Consider the following 16,485-nt stretch of genomic DNA (forward strand, 5'->3'; position numbering starts at 1 on the left):
GAAGTCCATCCTCCCTACGATCCGTCGAGGCCCCGACGCAACATGCTTCGCAAGAAGCGTCAGGCCGCTTCTACCGAAGCGTCAGGCCGCCTTTCCAGAACGTCAGGCCGCGCCGAGGGCTGGCTTGGCATCCGCCTTCGGGCCGACATCGACGGCCTCGCCGTTCTTCATCAGCTGGCGATGCCGGATCCAGTCGATCCCGCTGCCATCAGCGCGAAGCCCGCGCTCGCGTTGCGTCACGGTGAAATTGCCGGGCTCACCGTCGATCTCGAAGAGGTTGTAGCGCGCGGCCGGCTTTTCCGAACCGGCGCTCTGGCTCGCCGAGGGCACGCCGACGACCGGCACCAGCCCGTCCGTTCCCGCCAGCCAGTTCACCGTGTCGAGATGCGTGTGACCGTGCAGAACGAGATCCGCCCCGACCTCGCGCAGCACCTTGGAGAAGAACTGCTTGCCGATCAGCCGCTTGTGCCAGGAGGTGGAGCCCGAAATCGGCGGATGGTGGATCATCACCACGCGGAAGAGGCCGAGCGACTTCGCCGCCTGGAGCTGCTTTGCCAGCGCCAGCGCCTGACGCCGCTTGAACGTGCCGGTGGCGAGGAAGGGCGCCGTCGCCTCCGCGCTGGATGTGCCGAAGATCGCCACGTTGCCGCGCACGCGCATATAGGGAAAGAGATGGCCGATCTCGGCGGACGGATTGTCGCCCAGCATGTAGTCGTGCCATTCGTTGCAGGCGCGCCGCAGCGCGCCCGGCACGTAGGCGTCGTGATTGCCGGGCACGACAGAGACGAAGTTCGGCGCGCCCAGCTGCTGCAGCCAAAGAGCGGCGGCATGCGTCTCGGTCTTGGTCGCGAGGTTGACGAGGTCGCCGGTCACGGCGACATGGTCGGGCGCCTGCGCCTTCATGTCGGCGACGAGCGAGATCAGCGTGTCGCCGAACATCATGCGCCGCCGGTTGCGGTGCCAGTTGACGTAGCCCGTGATGCGTTTGGACGCGAACTCCCGCAAGGAGAGCTCCGGCAGCGGGCCGAGATGGATGTCGGAGAGATGAGCAAGTCGGAACATGAGCCCTCATCTAGCCGGCCGGCGGCTCGCGGAAAGAGCGGCAAGCGGTGGAAACCGCACGTGAAGCTCCGTCTTTTCCATCTGGCCCACGTCGTCCTGCGCCCCATGACGCTCGGCGTCCGCGTCATCGCCTTCGACGCGGCCGGCCGCGTCTTCCTCGTGCGACACACCTACGTGTCCGGCTGGCACCTGCCCGGCGGCGGCGTCGATCCCGGCGAGACGATCGAGGAGGCCGTGCGCCGCGAGCTTCGCGAGGAGGGCCATCTCGATCTGCCGAACCCGCCCGCGCTTCTCAGCGTCCATTTCAACAACACCGCCTCGCGCCGCGATCACGTCTTCCTCTATCGCTGCGAAGGCGCCGTGCAGACGGCCCCCAAGCCCGCCGACCGCGAAATCGCCGAGAGCGGCTTCTACGCCCTCGACGCCCTGCCGGCCGGCACCACCGCCGGCACGCTGCGCCGGCTGGCCGAAGCCCGCGGCGAGGTCGCGCCGGACCCGTATTGGTAGGGAGTCACGTAAAACGGGTTACAGCTCCTCCCGCCCATGCGGGGCCGTCAGGTCCTCGTCTGGGCCGAGCGGCACGATGCCGGTCGGGTTGATGGTCGGGTGGCTCTGATAGTAGTGGCCCTTGATGTGCTCGAAGTTCACGGTCTCGGCGATGCCGGGGGTCTGGTAGAGGTCGCGCAGATAGCCGAAGAGGTTGGGATAGTCGGCGATGCGGCGCTTGTTGCATTTGAAGTGGCCGACATAGACCGGATCGAAGCGCACCAGCGTCGTGAAGAGCCGCCAGTCCGCCTCGGTCGGCCTTGAGCCGAGAAGGTAGCGCTTCGTCGAAAGCCGCTCCTCGAGCCCATCCAGCGCGTCGAAGAGCGCGTGGAACGGCGTCTCGTAGGCTGCCTGTGTGGTCGCGAAGCCGCATTTGTAGACGCCGTTGTTGACGCGGTCGTAGATGTCGGCGTTGAGCGCGTCGATCTCAGGCCGGAGGTCCGGCGGATAGAGATCGGGCGAGCCGTTGCCGAAGGCGTCGAACGAGGCGTTCAGCATCCGGATGATCTCGGCGGACTCGTTGTTGACGATCGTCCCGGTCGCCTTGTCCCAGAGGACGGGCACGGTGACGCGGCCCGTATAGGAGGGGTCGGCCGCCGTGTAGACCTCGTAGAGCCGCGCCTTGCCGTTGACGCTGTCGGGGATCGCGCCCGGCCTGTCCGAGAAGACCCAGCCCTCGCTGCCCATCAGGAAGTCGACGACCGAGACGGAAATCGCCTTCTCCAGACCCTTGAGCTTGCGCAGGATCAGCGTGCGATGGGCCCAGGGGCAGGCGAGGGAGACGTAGAGATGGTAGCGCCCGGCCTCGGCGGGAAAGCCGCGCTGCCCGTCCGGGCCCGGCCCGCCATCCGGCGTCACCCAGTCGCGGAAGCTCGACGCCTTGCGCTCGAAGCGGCCGTCCTTCGTCTCGTACCACTTGTCCTGCCAGCGTCCCTCGACCAAGAGGCCCATGCCCGTCTCTCCATTCCAGCTCGACAGGCAAGGTAGAAGCGGTCTCGTGAACGGACAGGTGTTGGCCGCGGCGCTTTGCGATGCTATGCGCGAAGGGTGCGTCCGCGAAGGAGGGCGCCCTCGCGTCCTGCAGAACCCCGCAGGCGCGCGACCGCGAGCGAAGGCCGGCACGAATGCTGCGACGACGATCCACCGCACGCCCCGAAGAGGGGCCCGTCCAAGACCGGACCCGGCTGTCGATCCGCTGATCGGCGAGGGCTCCGAACGAGTGCGCCCCATCGGATCGCTGCCCTTATGATGCATCAATATCCCGACGTCCGGTTCATGCCGGAAATGTCCGTCCATTCGGACGTGGTCGCCGAGATCTCCTCGGAGGCCTTCGGTCCCGGCCGCTTCTCGCGCGCCGCCGAGCGCGTGCGCGAAATGGCGGGGCACGAGCCCTCGCTCTCCTTCGTCGCTTCGCTCGGAGACGCGATCGTCGGCTCCGTGCGCCAGTCTAGAATTGCGATCGGCGGCCGGCCGGCCGTCATGCTGGGGCCGCTCGCCGTGCGCCCGCCCTTCATGGGCCGCGGCCTCGGCGCGGCGCTCCTCGACGTCGCCGCGCGCAGCGCCCGCGAGGCGGGCGAGACCGTGATCCTCCTCGTCGGCGATCCGCCCTATTACCTCGCCCATGGCTACGTGCCCCTGCCGACGGGCTCCGTCCTCATGCCCGGCCCCGCCGACCCCGCGCGCCTCCTGGCGCTTCCACTCTGCGCGGGCGCACTGGAGGGGCTTTGCGGGCGCGTGACGGGGCGCGAGGGCATCCGGTGCCGGAAAGAGGCCGTCGGCCTCCTGGGGGATATTCGAGTCGCAGCCGGATAGAACGCCCGCGAGATCCCGTGGGGCGTCAGCGTCCCTCGCGATACCAGGTCGCGGAGACGGCGAGGAGCAGGATGCCGAGGCCGAGGAAGCCGGCGAAGAGCGGCGTGCGGTCGACGCCGCGCAGGACCGTCTCTTCCGTCGTTTTCAGGCCGATCCAGTCGCGCCCGTCGGCATCCGCCCGGCCGCGCACCGGCACGATGCGCGGAACGGAGACGCTGCCATCCTCCGCGATGCGGCGCACGCTGCCGCGCGTCGCGTCCGCGATGGGCTTCAGCTTGTCGGTCGTCGAGACGGCCTCGCGATACTCGCGCGGGTTGACCGGGCCGACATTGGCGAGCGCGGACAGATCGCCGTTCGCCGCCTGATAGAGGCCGAGTTCGGTCGTTGCCAGCGTGCCCTCCCAGCGGCCCGCGCCGGTCTCGACCAGCGGCACCGTGACCGCGCCGCCGGACGGCGTGACGATCGTCGCGGGACCCGGATCGTCGCCGATCGTCTGGCGGGTGATGACGAGATCGGAGCCACGCGCTTCGGCGTCGAGCGCCTCCTCGTCGAGTTCGGGCTCCTTCATCAGCCAGTGGGCGAGGCGCCGGAACAGCGCGACATGCGGCCCGCCCCCTTCGAAGCCGCGCGACCAGAGCCAGCCCTGATCGGAGAGGAGCAGCGCGACGCGGCCTTCTCCCGCCCGGTTCAGCACGAGGAGCGGCTTGCCGGAAGGCCCGTTCATCACCGTTTCGCCCTCGGGCTCACCGACGTCGATCGAGCGGAACCACTCACTCCAGTCCGGCGGCGTCGCCCCGGCGCCCGGCAGGTCGCGCGTCACCGGATGCTTGCGGCCGAGATCGGAGAGCGTCGGGCGGAAGGGCACCGTCTCGATCTCGCCCGTAGGCAGGGCCGGCAGGATCGAGGCGAGCGAGGTGGTCGCCACCGAATCCGGCCCGGCATATTCGGGACCGGAGGCGATCAGCAGCGCTCCGCCGTTCTCCACATACTGGGCGATATAGTCGAAGTAGAGCGCGGGCAGAACGCCGCGGCTCTGGTAGCGGTCGAAGATGATGAGATCGAAATCCTCGATCTTCTCCACGAAGAGTTCGCGGGTCGGAAAGGCGATCAGCGACAATTCGTCGATCGGCGTCCCGTCCTGCTTCTCGGGCGGGCGCAGAATGGTGAAGTGCACGAGATCGACGGAGGCGTCGGACTTTAGGAGGTTGCGCCACGTGCGCTCGCCGGCATGCGGCTCGCCAGAGACGAGAAGCACGCGCAGGTTCTCGCGAATGCCGTCGACCACCGCGATGGCGCGGTTGTTCACCGGCGTGATCTCTTCCGCATCGCGCGCGACGGAAACCTCGACGATGTTCTTGCCGGCGCGGGGCAGGCGGAAGGTCAGCGTCGCGGGCGAGCCCGGCACGGCCTCCTCGCGCGAGACGAGATCGCCGTTGAGGAAGGCGCGGACCTCGACGGGATTGCGCGAGGCGCGCGGCCCGTCCTCGATGACACGATAGGTCAGCTGCTGGTCCTGCTCGACGAGGCCGAAGCGCGGGCTGTTCTCGATCTCGATGCGCCGGTCGAACTCGTCGGACCGGCCGGTGACGAGCGCGTGGATCGGCGCGTCGAAGCCGAGCGCGGCCGCGTCGGTCGGAATGTCGTGGACCTGCCCGTCCGTGACCATGATCGCGCCCGCGACCCGCGCCGGCGCGACATCCGACAGCGCGCCGCGCAGCGCGCCGAAGAGGGCGGTCGTCGCGTCGTCGCCGGGATCGGCTCCCGCATTGGCCTCGACCTCGCGAACCTCGAATTCGGGAAAGCGCTTCAGCGATTCCTTTAGAGCCTCGGCGGCGGTGCTCGTCTCCGTCGTGCGCGTCTCGATCGTCTGGCTCTGGGAGCGGTCGACCACGAGCGCGACGACGCTCTTCAGCGGATCGCGCTCCTCGCGAAGCACGACGGGATTGAGCAGCGCGAGAAGCAGCGCCGCGAGCGCCGCGACGCGCAGGAGCCCGCCGCGCAGGCCCGAGAGGAGGAGCGCCGCCGCCAGGAGCACGGCGACGGACGTGAGGAGGGCGAGCACCGTCCAGGAAAAGAAGGGGGCGAAGCTGATCGACCAGCTCATTGGCCCAGCCTTTCCAGAAGCGCGGGAACGTGGACCTGATCGGCTTTGTAATTGCCGGTCAGGACGTACATCACGATGTTGACCCCGGCCCGATAGGCATATTCGCGCTGCGAGGGATCGGAGCTTTCGGTCGGGTAGAGGAAGAGCCCGCCCTCGTCGACGGCCCAGGCGCCGGCAAAGTCGTTCGACGTGATCATGATCGAGGAGACGCCGTCGCCGGCATTGGCGGGCCGGCTCGCGGCATTCGGATCGCGCACGAGCGCCTCGACCCAGAGGTCGGAGCCGGTGTGACGGCCCGGGAAATCCTTCATGATGTAGAAGGACTTGGTGAGGACGTGGTCGCTCGGAACGGGCTCCAGCGGCGGAATGTCGAGATCGGCGAGAATGTCGCGCAGGCGCCGCTGGCCGGGCGAGACGGACGTGTCGTCGAGCGAGGAAAGCTCGTCGTCCTTCACGTCGAAGAGCACGGTGCCGCCCTGCTTCATATAGCCGTCCACCCGGCTGATCGCGCTGGCGGCCGGCATCGGCGCGGAAGCGTCGATCGCCCAGTAGAGGATCGGATAGAAGGCCAGCTCGTCCGATGCGATATCGACGCCGACGGCCGCTCCCGGCTCCAGCGCGGTCTTGGCGGCGATGAACTGCGAGAGACCGTCGAGCCCGCGCCGGGAGACCTCGTCGGTCTGAGAATCGCCGGTCTCGACATAGGCGAGATGCGTCGTCTCCGTCGCCGCGATGGCCGCCTCGGCGCGCGCCTTCTCGGCGGCGGCATCCTGCGCGACCGCACCGCCCGACGAGATGAGAAGCCCGCCGAGGGCAAGAAGGGCCAGCACGGGAAGGACCGCCTGGCCGCGCGGACGAAGCCGCGACAGCGTGCGTGCGGCGCCGTTCAGCCAGAGCATGGCCAGCGCATCCAGAAGGAAGAGGAGGAGCGCGCCGGCGAAGAGCCAGGGCGTGAGGTCCACCGTGCCCTCGCGGCCGTAGCCGAGCTCGGCGGCCGAAACGCCCAGCGCGTCGGGGCCGAGGGGCGCCAGCGCGGCATCGGGTCCAAGGAGGTTCAAGGCGCTGTATCCCTCTTCGCTGCCGTAGAGGCCCGGCGGGTTCTTGAGGCTCGGCGCGGGCGCCGCCGCGCCGACGACCAGCGGCTCGACCTGCGGGCCGGGCGTACCGAGCCGGCCGGCCGCGTCGAGCACGCGGTAGGGCGGCAGGCTTTCGGTCGCAACCTGCGGAGCCGCTTGTGCGGCCGGATCGGCGGCGGCGGGCGCAGCCGTGCCGGTCGCGGCCGTGGCGGCGGGGCCGCCGGCGCGCGACAGCGTCACGATGCGGCGGAGCATGTCGACGAAGGCGCCCGAGATCGGAAGGTTCGACCATGTCGCCTCGGCGGTGACGTGGAAGAGGACGATCGTGCCCGCGCCGACCGTCTCGGCGGTCACGAGGGGCGTTCCGTCGAGGAGGCTGACCCAGGTCTTGGAGGCGAGATCGGCGGAGGGCTCCGCCAGGATCTGCCGCGACACGGTGACGTCCTCGCCGATGCCGATGCCCGCGAGAGGGCTCGTGACCGGGATCGGCGCGATGCGCTGCGGCTCCGACCAGGAGAGCGAGCCGCCGAGCTGCCGCTCGCCCGAGCGCAGGCGCACGGGCACGAGCGGGTCCTCGCCCGTCGTCGCGGCGAGGCGCGGCCCGGCAAAGCGCACGAGCACGCCGCCGGTTTCGACGAAGCGGCGGAGCGCCGCCTCCGCCGGCTCCGGCATCACGCCGATATCGGCGAGCACGACCACGGAGGGGCGGCGCTCGATCAGCGCGGGGACGGCGGTGGCGAGATCGGCGCTCTCGGCCCTGGCGAGATCGGCGAAGGGCTCGAGCGCGCGCGTGATGTAGTAGAGCGGGGAGAGAAGCGGCTGCGCGGCATCGGCCGCCTCGCCGGAGACGAGCCCGACGCGGCGCCGGCGGAAGCTGTCGTCGACGAGGCGGACGGCGCCCGCATCCGCCGCGCCCTCGACCTCGATCCGGGCGATGTCGTTTCGAAGCTCGACGGGGATCTCGAACCGGGCGGAGGCCTTGGTCTCGCCCGCCGCGAAGGGGAGCACCGCCCGCCCGACCTCGCGCCCCTGCGCGTCCAGTGCCCGCAGCGGCACGGGCCGCGCCTCGGAAGCGCCGGCGGGCCTGACGCCGTCGACGACGAGTGCCTCGGTCGAGTTGTCGGCGCCGGTCAGGCCGACGAGCCTGTCGATGGCGGGGCGATAAAGGAGGGCCTGGGAAGCGCCGAGCGCGCCGAGCGAGGCGAGAGCCTCTGCGGAACCTGCGGAATCGAGTCCGTCGGAGAGGACGGCGAGCGAGCCCGGCGCGGTTCCGCCGAGCGCGGTCGCAAGGCGCGCGGCGGCGCTCGCGCGGTCGGTCGGGATCGGGTGCGGCTCGGCGGCGCCGAGGCGCTCCAGCGCAACCGATGCCTCGATCGGGGTCGCGTCGTCGGATGCGCCTTCGGCGGACAGCGCCAGCGCGACTGGCCGCCCGGCCTCGCCCGCCTCGCGCACGAGATCGGCCGCCGCCTCGCGCCGGAGATCGAAGGCCTCGCCGCCGGGACCGCCCGAGGAGGCCCAGCCATTGTCGAGGAGGATTGCGACGGGGCCGCTGCCCGAAAGCCGGCCCTCGCTCGGGTTCAGCACGGGCGCCGCCAGCGCGAAGATGACGAGCGCGGCGAGGAGAAGGCGCAGAAGCGTCAGCCACCAGGGGCTTTTCGCCGGCGTTTCCTCCGTGCGCTTCACCTCGGCGAGAATGCGCAGTGGCGGAAAGGCTTCCGTCTGCGGACGCGGCGGCGTCAGCTTGAGGAGCCACCAGATGAGCGGCAGCGACAGAAGGCCCGCGAGGACCAGCGGTGCGCCGAAGGAGAGGCCGAGAAAACCCATCAGCCGCGCGTCCCGTTGCTGTTGCGCGCGCTGGCCTGCGGCAGGCCGCTGAGGCGGCTATGGACCGCGACGAGCGCTTCGGAGGCGAGCCGGTCCGTGCCGTGCGGCACGAAGCTCCAGCCGAGCCGGCGGCAATGTTCGGCGATATGGGCTCTGCGGGCCGCGAAGAGGTGGAGATAGTCTTCCCGCAGCGCCTCGGCGCGGCCGGCGGTCAGCTTGGCGCCCGTCTCGGGATCGCGGAACTCCGTTCGCCCGGCATAGGGGAAGCTCTCCTCGGCGGGATCGACGATCTGCACGAGGTGGCCGCGAATGCCGCGCCGCCCGATCCGGTCGATCCTGGCGACGATCTCGTCCACCGGATCGAGGAAGTCGCTGACGAGCACCACTTCGCTGAAGCGCTTCAGCCGGTCGTCGGGCGGAAAGCCGTCGTCCGGGCGGTTGGTCAGGAGCGCGCCCGCGATCCGCTCGGCCGCGTTGCGCGCCGAGATCGGCTGCATCACGCCGGGATAGCCGACGCGTTCGCCCGAGCGCGACAGGAGATCGGCCAGCGCCAGGACGAGGACGAGGGCGCGCGATTCCTTGGAGACCTGCGCGGTCCTCGACTTGTAGAGCATGGAGGGCGAGGGATCGGCCCAGAGCCAGATCGTCTGCGCCGCCTCCCATTCCTGGTCGCGCAAATAGAGGCTGTCGTCCCGGGCCGAGCGGCGCCAGTCGATGCGCGAGACCTCGCCGCCGTCCACGAAGGGCCGGAACTGCCAGAAATTCTCGCCGGTGCCGCGTCGGCGCCGGCCGTGCCAGCCGGCGATGACGGTGGAGACCACGCGCTGCGCCTCGACGAGGAGATCGGGCAGGAGCGCCGCCCGCTGGCGGGCCCGCACCAGGGCGTCGCCGGAGGAGGTGAGCTCGACCGTGCCGCCGATGCCAGCCATGATGGACCTCAGCTCCCGCTCACGTCGCGCTTCAGCGCCGCGATCACGTCGCGCACGCTCATGCCTTCCGCGCGCGCGGCGAAGTTCAGCGCCATGCGATGCTGCAGGATCGGCTCGGCCAGCGCCATCACGTCGTCGATCGAGGGCGCCAGACGCCCCTCGTAGAGCGCGCGGGCGCGAACGCAGGTCATCAGCGACTGGGATGCGCGGGGGCCCGGGCCCCAGGCGATGTGCGCGTCGGCCTCCTTGTGCCCGTTGCCTGGACGCGCCGAGCGCACCAGCGTCAGGATGGCCTCCACGACGCTCGGCGCCACCGGCATGCGGCGCACCAGCGCCTGGATCTCGCGAAGCCGCGCGGCGGTGAGGACGGCGACGGCCTTCTGGTCGTTGGTGCCGGTCGTCTCCAGAAGGATGCGGCGCTCGGCCTCGAGATCGGGATAGAGCACGTCGACCTGCATCAGGAAGCGGTCGAGCTGCGCCTCGGGCAGGGGATAGGTGCCCTCCTGCTCCAGCGGATTCTGCGTCGCCAGCACATGGAAGGGCGCGGGCAGATCGTGCCGGGCGCCCGCGATCGTCACATGATATTCCTGCATCGACTGCAGCAGCGCCGACTGCGTGCGCGGGCTCGCGCGGTTGATCTCGTCGGCCATCAGGAGCTGGGCGAAGACCGGGCCCTTGATGAAGCGGAAGGACCGCCGGCCGGTCTCGTCCTGGTCCATCACTTCGGAGCCGACGATGTCGGAGGGCATGAGATCGGGCGTGAACTGGATGCGGCGCGCGTCGAGCCCGAGCGCGAAGCCGAGCGTTTCGACGAGCTTGGTCTTGGCAAGGCCGGGCACGCCGACGAGAAGCGCATGGCCGCCCGCCAGAATCGCGATCACGGTCTGCTCGACGACGCTCTCCTGCCCGAAGATGACGCGGCCGACGGATTCCTTCACCCGCGCGATATCGGCCAGCGCGCCTTCCGCCAGCGCCACCATCTCGTCGGGGGCAAGGGTCGTATCCTGGGGCGCGTGCATGGTCATGTCGGGACGTCTCCAAGTCCTGTGGGGAAGTCCCGTTGGACATCAGTCGGATCGGCGCGCCGGCGCGGGGGCGGTCGATTCCAGGCCAGCCTCCATTTGAGTCCGGCGGGCCCCATCCTGGCAAGCGGGCGGAGCGCAACTATTTCGTGACTGCGAAGGCGGGCCAAAATAAGACCTCGGGCGCGCCCCGCCGGGCTGGGACGGCGTGTCGCGGCAGGGGTGGGAGTCGCCCCGGCCATCCGTCCTCGCGCCCCGCGGCCCGATCGAAGCTCCAGAGGAGATGCGCCATGACCGAGACATTCCCGTCGTCCGGCCCGTCGTCCGGCAAATCGTCGGGCAAGCCGTCCGGCCACCCGGCCCGCGAGCCGGCCGTCTCCGCCGATCTCGCCGCGCTCGTCGCGAGGGCCGAGCGGGCCGGCAAGGGCGCGCCGCCGGTCGAGAGCTGGAATCCCGATCATTGCGGGGAGATCGACATGGTCATCCGCGCCGACGGGAGCTGGACCTACAACGGCTCGCCGATCCAGCGCCCGGCTCTGGTGCGCCTCTTCTCCACCGTGCTGCGGCGCGACGAGGATGGCCGGACCTATCTCGTGACGCCCGCCGAGAAGCTCGGCATCACCGTCGAGGACGCGCATTTTCTCGCCGTCGAGATGAGCCGGGATGCGCGCGGCGGCGTCCCCGTCCTCACCTTCCGCACCGGGGTCGGCGATGTCGTGGAGGCCGGTCCCGCCCACCCCTTGCGCTTTCGCGTCGGCGAGGATGCCGGTTTCGAGCCCTATCTCCTCGTGCGCGGACGCCTCGAGGCCAAGCTGACGCGCGCGCTCGCCTACGATCTGGCCGAGCTGATCGAGACCGACGACGAGGGCGGCGCGTATGTCGCCTCCGGCGGCGCCCGGTTTCCCCTGCCGGCGGAAGCCTTCGCGGCGGATGGGAGCGCATGACGCCCTTTTCCGCCGCCGACCTTCGCGCCCGCCTGCCGCGTCTTGCTGGGCGGGCGCCGGGCGGGGTCGTCGAGGAGATCGGCGACCACGTCCTCAACCCCGACTGGGCGCAGCTCGCCGAGCGCCCCGCGGCGCGAGAGGCGGCCGTGCTGGTGCCGGTCGTCGACGATCCCGCGGGGGCGACGCTGATCCTCACCCGCCGCGCCGATTCGCTGCGCAAGCATTCGGGGCAGGTCGCCTTTCCCGGCGGATCGATCGACCCGGAGGATGCTTCGGCGGAAGCCGCCGCGCTGCGCGAGAGCCGCGAGGAGATCGGTCTCGACGACCGTTTCGTCGAGACGCTCGGCCGCCTGCCGCCCTATCGCACGACGACGGGCTTTCGCATCACGCCCGTCATCGCCATCGTGACGCCCGGCTTCACTTTGGCGCCGAACCCGGTCGAGGTCGCCGACGTCTTCGAAGTGCCGCTCGCCTTCCTGATGGATGCCGCGAACCATCGCCGGGAAAGCCGCATGTTCGAGGGGCGCGAACGCTTCTATTATTCCATGCCCTTCGGCGGGCAGATCATCTGGGGCGTGACGGCCGGCATCGTCCGCGCGCTCTACGAAAGGCTCTACGCATGACGACGCCCGAACATCGGCGGATCGAAGCCGACTGGCTCCTGGACGAGAGCCTGCAATCCATCCTGGCGGCCCTCGTCGGCCCCGGAGACGAGGAGGCGCGCGTCGTCGGCGGGGCCATCCGCAACACGCTGATGGGCAAGGCCGTCACCGATATCGACATCGCCACGACCGCTCTGCCCGAAATCACCGTCGCGCGCCTGGAGGCGGCCGGCTTCAAGACCGTGCCGACCGGCATCGAGCACGGCACGATCACCGCCATCGCCAAGGGCCGCCCCTACGAGGTGACGACGCTGCGCCGAGACATCGAGACGGACGGGCGCCACGCCAAGGTCCTGTTCGGGCGCAGCTGGCAGGCGGATGCCGAACGGCGAGACTTCACGATCAACGCCCTCTATGCCGATGCCGATGGCGCGGTCATCGATCTAGTCGGCGGGCTGCCCGATCTCGACCGCAAGGTCCTGCGCTTCATCGGCGATGCCGAGACGCGGATCGAGGAGGACTATCTGCGCATCCTGCGCTTCTTCCGCTTCTTCGCCTGGTATGGCGAAGGGCGGCCGGATGCCGCCGGCCTTCGCGCCGCGACGCGGCTGAAGTCCGGCCTGTCGCGCCTCTCGGCCGAGCGCGTCTGGGCGGAGCTGAAGAAGCTCTTCGGCGCCCCCGATCCATCCCGCGCCCTTCTCTGGATGCGCCAGACGGGCGTTCTCGGCGCCGTGCTGCCCGAGAGCGAGAAATGGGGCATCGACGCCATCCACGGGCTGATGGAGGCCGAGCGCGCGCTCGGCTGGCCGGCGGACGCGCTTCTACGCCTGCAGGCGATCGTGCCGCCGGACGAGGAGCGCATGGCCGCGCTGGCGAAACGCCTGCGCCTGTCCAATGCCGACCGCGACCGCCTCATCGCCTGGGCGGCGGCCGGTCCCGTTCCGGCGGAGACGACGGCCTCGGCCTTGCGCAGCCGGCTCTATTTCGGCGAGCCGCCGGCGCTGGCCGATCGCCTGAGGCTCGGTCTCGCCAGTGCGCGCGTGAAGGCGCAAGGGGCGGACATGATGGCGCTGGCCGAAGTCGCGAGCCTCGGCCGCATGCTGGGCGAGGCCGAAGGCTTCGCGCCGCCGCCCTTTCCGGTCTCGGGGGACGATCTGAAGAAAGCCGGCATCGCCGCGGGGCCGGCGCTCGGCAAGGCGCTGGACGAGCTCCGCCGGGCCTGGGTCGACAGCGGTTTCGTCCTGTCGCGGGAGCGGCTGCTCGAACGGCTTTGACGAGAGCATCGGTCAATAGCACCCAGTTCTGTTGACCGTCCGATGCTCCAAAACAAAAAGCGGGCCGTTTGGCCCGCTTCGCATCATGCCCACCAAAAGATCGAGACGGTCAGTTCCGGTGTTCGGTCGTGGCCTGACGGAACATGTCCATCATCGAGGGCGAGATCGTATCGACGCCCAGCTGACGGGCCTGCATCACCGCACGCCGAATGACCTCGGCATGGCTGTCGGCCCGGATCACACGCTCACAACCCGGAATTACGCCTGCGCAATTCAGTTCGTACATCTGGTTCTCTCCCATGCGAGTGTTTCACACTCAACATGAGCAATAAATCGGCAAAATGGGATGAGTTCCAGCACCATCACGCGGAATTACAAGTCGCGCGAAAAGGTCATTTAAGATCATGTTTTCAGTGAGCGATTTGGAACTGTTCCGATCTCTCGAAGGCGCCTGCGACAACAGCGCATTGGCGCCCCTGAAGGGTCACGGCCACTTCACCACGGGCGGCATCGAGGAGAGGATCGAGGCGACGTTGCCGCCCGTCTTCAGGCCGAACAGCGTGCCGCGATCGTACAGGAGATTGTACTCGACATAGCGTCCACGGCGAATCAGCTGCTCCTCGCGGTCGGCCTCCGTATAGGGCAGGCCCGCATTCTGGCGCACGAGATGCGGATAGACGACGAGGAAGGCCTTGCCGACATCGCGGGTGAAGGCGAAGTCGGCGTCCCAGCCGCCCTTCTCCTCCGAGGAGTGCAGCCAGTCGTAGAAGATGCCGCCGACGCCCCGCGCCTCGCCGCGATGGGGAAGGTGGAAATAGGTGTCGCACCATTCCTTGAACCGGTCGTAGTCCGCCACGCCCTGGTGCCGGTCGCAAACGAACTTCATCGCGCGATGGAAGGCCTGCGTGTCCGGGTCGTTCTCGCTGCGGCGACGGTCCAGGACCGGCGTGAGGTCCGCGCCTCCGCCGAACCACTGGCGCGAGGTCACGACCATTCGCGTGTTCATGTGCACGGCCGGCACGTTCGGATTGCGCATATGCGCGATCAGCGAGACGCCGGAGGCCCAGAAGGTCGGGTCCTCGTCGGCGCCGGGGATCTGTTTGCGGAACTCCTCGGAGAAGGCGCCATGCACCGTCGAGGTATGGACGCCGACCTTCTCGAAGACCCGGCCGCGCATCATCGACATGACGCCGCCGCCGCCTTCGCCGTCGTCGCGGATCCAGGGCGTCCGCTCGAAGCGGCCGGCGGGAAGGCCGTCCACCTCGAACGCATCCTCGATGTCCTCGAAGGCCTGGCAGAGGCGATCGCGCAGCGCCTCGAACCAGCCGCTGGCGGCGGCCTTCTTCTCGTCGAGCCCTTCGGGCAGGCCTTCCGGCAGTTCGGGACGTTCCATCCGGCTCGTGTCCTTCCAGACATGCGGTCATGCGACAGGCGAAGCTTGACCCCACGAGAGAGGGTCGAGCCGCCTTTCGCCCCGGCCTAGCATCTAGCCCGCTCCGCCGAAAGCGGCGAGGTCGGCCTGTCCCCGGCAAGCTCGCCCGAATCGATTCGCAAATGGGCGGACGCGGCGCTATGTTTTGGCGGACGAAGCCCTCGGATGCGACGAGACCCTCTCGATGGACGCCTATCCCCGCCCGCCGCTGGCCGGCCTGAAGCGGCAGCTCCAGGCGAGTCGCAAACGCTCGGACGCCGCGCGCGACGCCTTCCTGCGCGAGACCTACACGCTCCCGCGCGAGGCCGCGCGCGTGAAGGCGCGCGAGTGGTTCGAGCTCTATCCCAAGGCGGCCTACTGGACCTCGGTGGAGAGCTGGCGCGTTCTGCCCGGCGACGAGGTCGAGTTCACCATGCGCCGCCTGCCGAGCGCCGACTGACCTTTTCTTACGCGGCCCGCGACAGGTCGCTCTCGATGGCGGCGATCGCGCGTTCGAGCGCAGCGACGAAGTCGGCATGGAAGGCCGTGCCGATTTCCTTGCGCATGATGGAGAGCGCCGTCTCCACCGGCATGGCGGCGCGATAGGGCCGGTTGGCGGTCAGCGCGTCGAAGACGTCGGCGACCGAGACGATCATCGTCTCCGCCTCGATCTCGGCCTCGATCAGCCCGCGCGGATATCCCTTGCCGTCCAGCCGCTCGTGATGCCCGCCACCGATGCGCGCCATCTCGCGGAAGACGGGGACGCGGCTGAGAATGCTTTCGGAGAGCGTCGCATGGCCGCGCATCTCCTTCCACTCCTCCTCGTCCAGCTTGCCGTTCTTGTCGAGAATGGAATTGGAGACGCCGAGCTTGCCGATATCGTGGAGGAGGGCGGCCCGCCGCAGCCAGCGCCGCCGTTCCGGCGTGTAGCCGCTTTCCGCCGCCACCATGTCCGCATAGACCGCGACGCGCTCGGAATGGCCCGACGTGAACGGGCTCTTGGAATCGATGATCTGCGCGAAGGCCCGCGCGATGTCGTCGAGATAGTCCTCGTCGATCAGGATCAGCCCCTGGCGGGGCTCCAGCGCCACGACGGCATCCTCGATTCCGTCGGAGGAAAGCGTCTCCCAGAAAGCGTCGGACCCGGCGACGGCCTCGAAGGCGGCGGCGACCGCCGGATCGAACCAGCTGCCGGCGCGCTCGCGCACCTCGGCGAGCGCCGCCTCGCGGCCGGCGGCCGTGTGGAACACGTCGACCACCTGCGAGAGGAGCGCGATGCGGGCATAGAGCGGGATCGCCGGCCCCGCCCGTCGGTCGGGCCGCCCCTTGCCGTTCCAATGCTCGTCGAGCCCATGGATCGCGTCGCAGACGGAAGCGGGAAAGCGCAGCATCGCGGCGATCTCCGCCCCGCGCTGGCAGCGGGTCTGGATGAGATCGTCGACGATCTCGCCGCCATTCTGCAGGACGTTCAGCACCGCCTTGAAGCGCTCGGTAAGGCCGGCTTTCAGGCCCGTATGCGAGAAGACGAAGGAGAGGACCTTCGGCAGGCTGTCGTTCACCGTCTTGAAGTCGCGCTTGAAGCCGATGTCGTCGGACAGATAGAGCTCGCAGATGCGCGCGGCATTGCTGGAGCAGCCGAGGTCCTTCAGCATGATCGTGTAATACAGCTCCCAGAGCTGGAGCTCGGGCAGGCCCATCCGGCGCCCGATATGCACGCCGATCCACGTCGCGCGGACGCAATGGCCGATCGGCTGGCCTTCGGTGATGTCGAGCGCATGGCTGAGCGCGCCGAGAAGCTCGGCCAGCCGCATCTGGTCGGCGCTCGCGGCCGCACGATCCGCATCGACGAGTGCCAAGCCCATGTTCCGAAATCCCGTTC

At 69.5% G+C, this 16,485-nt stretch carries 15 protein-coding genes; 6 read left to right on the forward strand and 9 right to left on the reverse strand.

The genetic code is table 11. From position 1 onward, the window contains the following. Positions 1-102: 102 nt before the first annotated feature. Complete coding sequence (locus tag ASG62_RS05945; protein ID WP_056689647.1) at positions 103-1,062, reverse strand: metallophosphoesterase family protein; 960 nt, start codon at positions 1,060-1,062, stop codon at positions 103-105. Between the two features lie 105 nt (positions 1,063-1,167). Between ASG62_RS05945 and ASG62_RS05950 the strand changes: the two genes are divergently transcribed. Then, entirely contained in the window at positions 1,168-1,569 is a 402-nt protein-coding gene (locus ASG62_RS05950; protein ID WP_244487457.1) for an NUDIX domain-containing protein, read from the forward strand. An 18-nt stretch (positions 1,570-1,587) separates the two neighbouring features. On the opposite strand, the gene ASG62_RS05955 is transcribed toward ASG62_RS05950, so the two are convergent. Beyond that, positions 1,588-2,559 (reverse strand): glutathione S-transferase family protein, encoded by a 972-nt coding sequence (locus tag ASG62_RS05955; RefSeq protein ID WP_056689641.1) that lies wholly within the window; start codon positions 2,557-2,559, stop codon positions 1,588-1,590. 324 nt (positions 2,560-2,883) lie between these two features. Here ASG62_RS05955 and ASG62_RS05960 point away from each other — a divergent pair, with 324 nt between their 5' ends. Next, positions 2,884-3,420: a GNAT family N-acetyltransferase gene (locus tag ASG62_RS05960; RefSeq protein WP_244487455.1), complete on the forward strand. Its 537-nt coding sequence runs from the start codon at positions 2,884-2,886 to the stop codon at positions 3,418-3,420. Between the two features lie 25 nt (positions 3,421-3,445). Here ASG62_RS05960 and ASG62_RS05965 read toward each other — a convergent pair whose 3' ends face one another. Genes ASG62_RS05965 through ASG62_RS05980 form a run of 4 tightly spaced genes read right to left on the reverse strand, consistent with a single transcriptional unit; the run spans position 3,446 to position 10,372 of the window. After that, positions 3,446-5,524 carry a hypothetical protein gene (locus tag ASG62_RS05965; RefSeq protein WP_056689638.1) on the reverse strand — a complete coding sequence of 693 codons (2,079 nt, stop codon included), beginning with the start codon at positions 5,522-5,524 and terminating at the stop codon, positions 3,446-3,448. After that, positions 5,521-8,424: a DUF4159 domain-containing protein gene (locus ASG62_RS05970; protein ID WP_056689636.1), complete on the reverse strand. Its 2,904-nt coding sequence runs from the start codon at positions 8,422-8,424 to the stop codon at positions 5,521-5,523. Before ASG62_RS05970 ends, ASG62_RS05965 begins: the two co-directional genes overlap by 4 nt. Continuing rightward, a complete protein-coding gene (locus tag ASG62_RS05975) occupies positions 8,424-9,353 on the reverse strand; it encodes a DUF58 domain-containing protein (RefSeq protein WP_056689633.1) in 930 nt (309 codons plus the stop codon). The genes ASG62_RS05970 and ASG62_RS05975 overlap by 1 nt, the downstream gene beginning before the upstream one ends. Positions 9,354-9,361: 8 nt before the next feature. Continuing rightward, on the reverse strand, positions 9,362-10,372 hold the full coding sequence (locus tag ASG62_RS05980; protein ID WP_413814181.1) for an AAA family ATPase: 1,011 nt from the start codon (positions 10,370-10,372) through the stop codon (positions 9,362-9,364). A 293-nt stretch (positions 10,373-10,665) separates the two neighbouring features. Between ASG62_RS05980 and ASG62_RS05985 the strand changes: the two genes are divergently transcribed. From ASG62_RS05985 to ASG62_RS05995, 3 genes are read left to right on the forward strand one after another with little or no spacing between them, the layout of a single operon-like run. After that, positions 10,666-11,319 carry a DUF1285 domain-containing protein gene (locus ASG62_RS05985; protein ID WP_056689630.1) on the forward strand — a complete coding sequence of 218 codons (654 nt, stop codon included), beginning with the start codon at positions 10,666-10,668 and terminating at the stop codon, positions 11,317-11,319. Then, on the forward strand, positions 11,316-11,942 hold the full coding sequence (locus tag ASG62_RS05990; RefSeq protein WP_056689629.1) for a CoA pyrophosphatase: 627 nt from the start codon (positions 11,316-11,318) through the stop codon (positions 11,940-11,942). Before ASG62_RS05985 ends, ASG62_RS05990 begins: the two co-directional genes overlap by 4 nt. Continuing rightward, the gene (locus tag ASG62_RS05995; protein WP_056689626.1) at positions 11,939-13,195 is read left to right on the forward strand and encodes a CCA tRNA nucleotidyltransferase; all 1,257 of its coding nucleotides are present in this window, start codon (positions 11,939-11,941) and stop codon (positions 13,193-13,195) included. Before ASG62_RS05990 ends, ASG62_RS05995 begins: the two co-directional genes overlap by 4 nt. Before the next feature lie 109 nt (positions 13,196-13,304). Here ASG62_RS05995 and ASG62_RS06000 read toward each other — a convergent pair whose 3' ends face one another. Together ASG62_RS06000 and hemF are read right to left on the reverse strand one after the other, a co-directional pair. Next, positions 13,305-13,481, reverse strand: coding sequence for a DUF1059 domain-containing protein (locus ASG62_RS06000; protein ID WP_082536964.1), 177 nt, complete (start codon positions 13,479-13,481; stop codon positions 13,305-13,307). Positions 13,482-13,679: 198 nt separating this feature from the next. Next, positions 13,680-14,588, reverse strand: a complete 909-nt coding sequence (gene hemF / locus ASG62_RS06005) for an oxygen-dependent coproporphyrinogen oxidase (protein ID WP_056689621.1) — start codon at positions 14,586-14,588, stop codon at positions 13,680-13,682. A gap of 223 nt (positions 14,589-14,811) precedes the next feature. Here hemF and ASG62_RS06010 point away from each other — a divergent pair, with 223 nt between their 5' ends. Beyond that, on the forward strand, positions 14,812-15,066 hold the full coding sequence (locus tag ASG62_RS06010) for a hypothetical protein (protein ID WP_056689797.1): 255 nt from the start codon (positions 14,812-14,814) through the stop codon (positions 15,064-15,066). Between the two features lie 7 nt (positions 15,067-15,073). On the opposite strand, the gene ASG62_RS06015 is transcribed toward ASG62_RS06010, so the two are convergent. Continuing rightward, on the reverse strand, positions 15,074-16,468 hold the full coding sequence (locus ASG62_RS06015) for an HD-GYP domain-containing protein (RefSeq protein WP_244487454.1): 1,395 nt from the start codon (positions 16,466-16,468) through the stop codon (positions 15,074-15,076). Positions 16,469-16,485: the final 17 nt, after the last annotated feature.

Origin of the sequence: Aureimonas sp. Leaf427 (assembly GCF_001425485.1) — a bacterium.
Classification (GTDB): Bacteria; Pseudomonadota; Alphaproteobacteria; order Rhizobiales; family Rhizobiaceae; genus Plantimonas.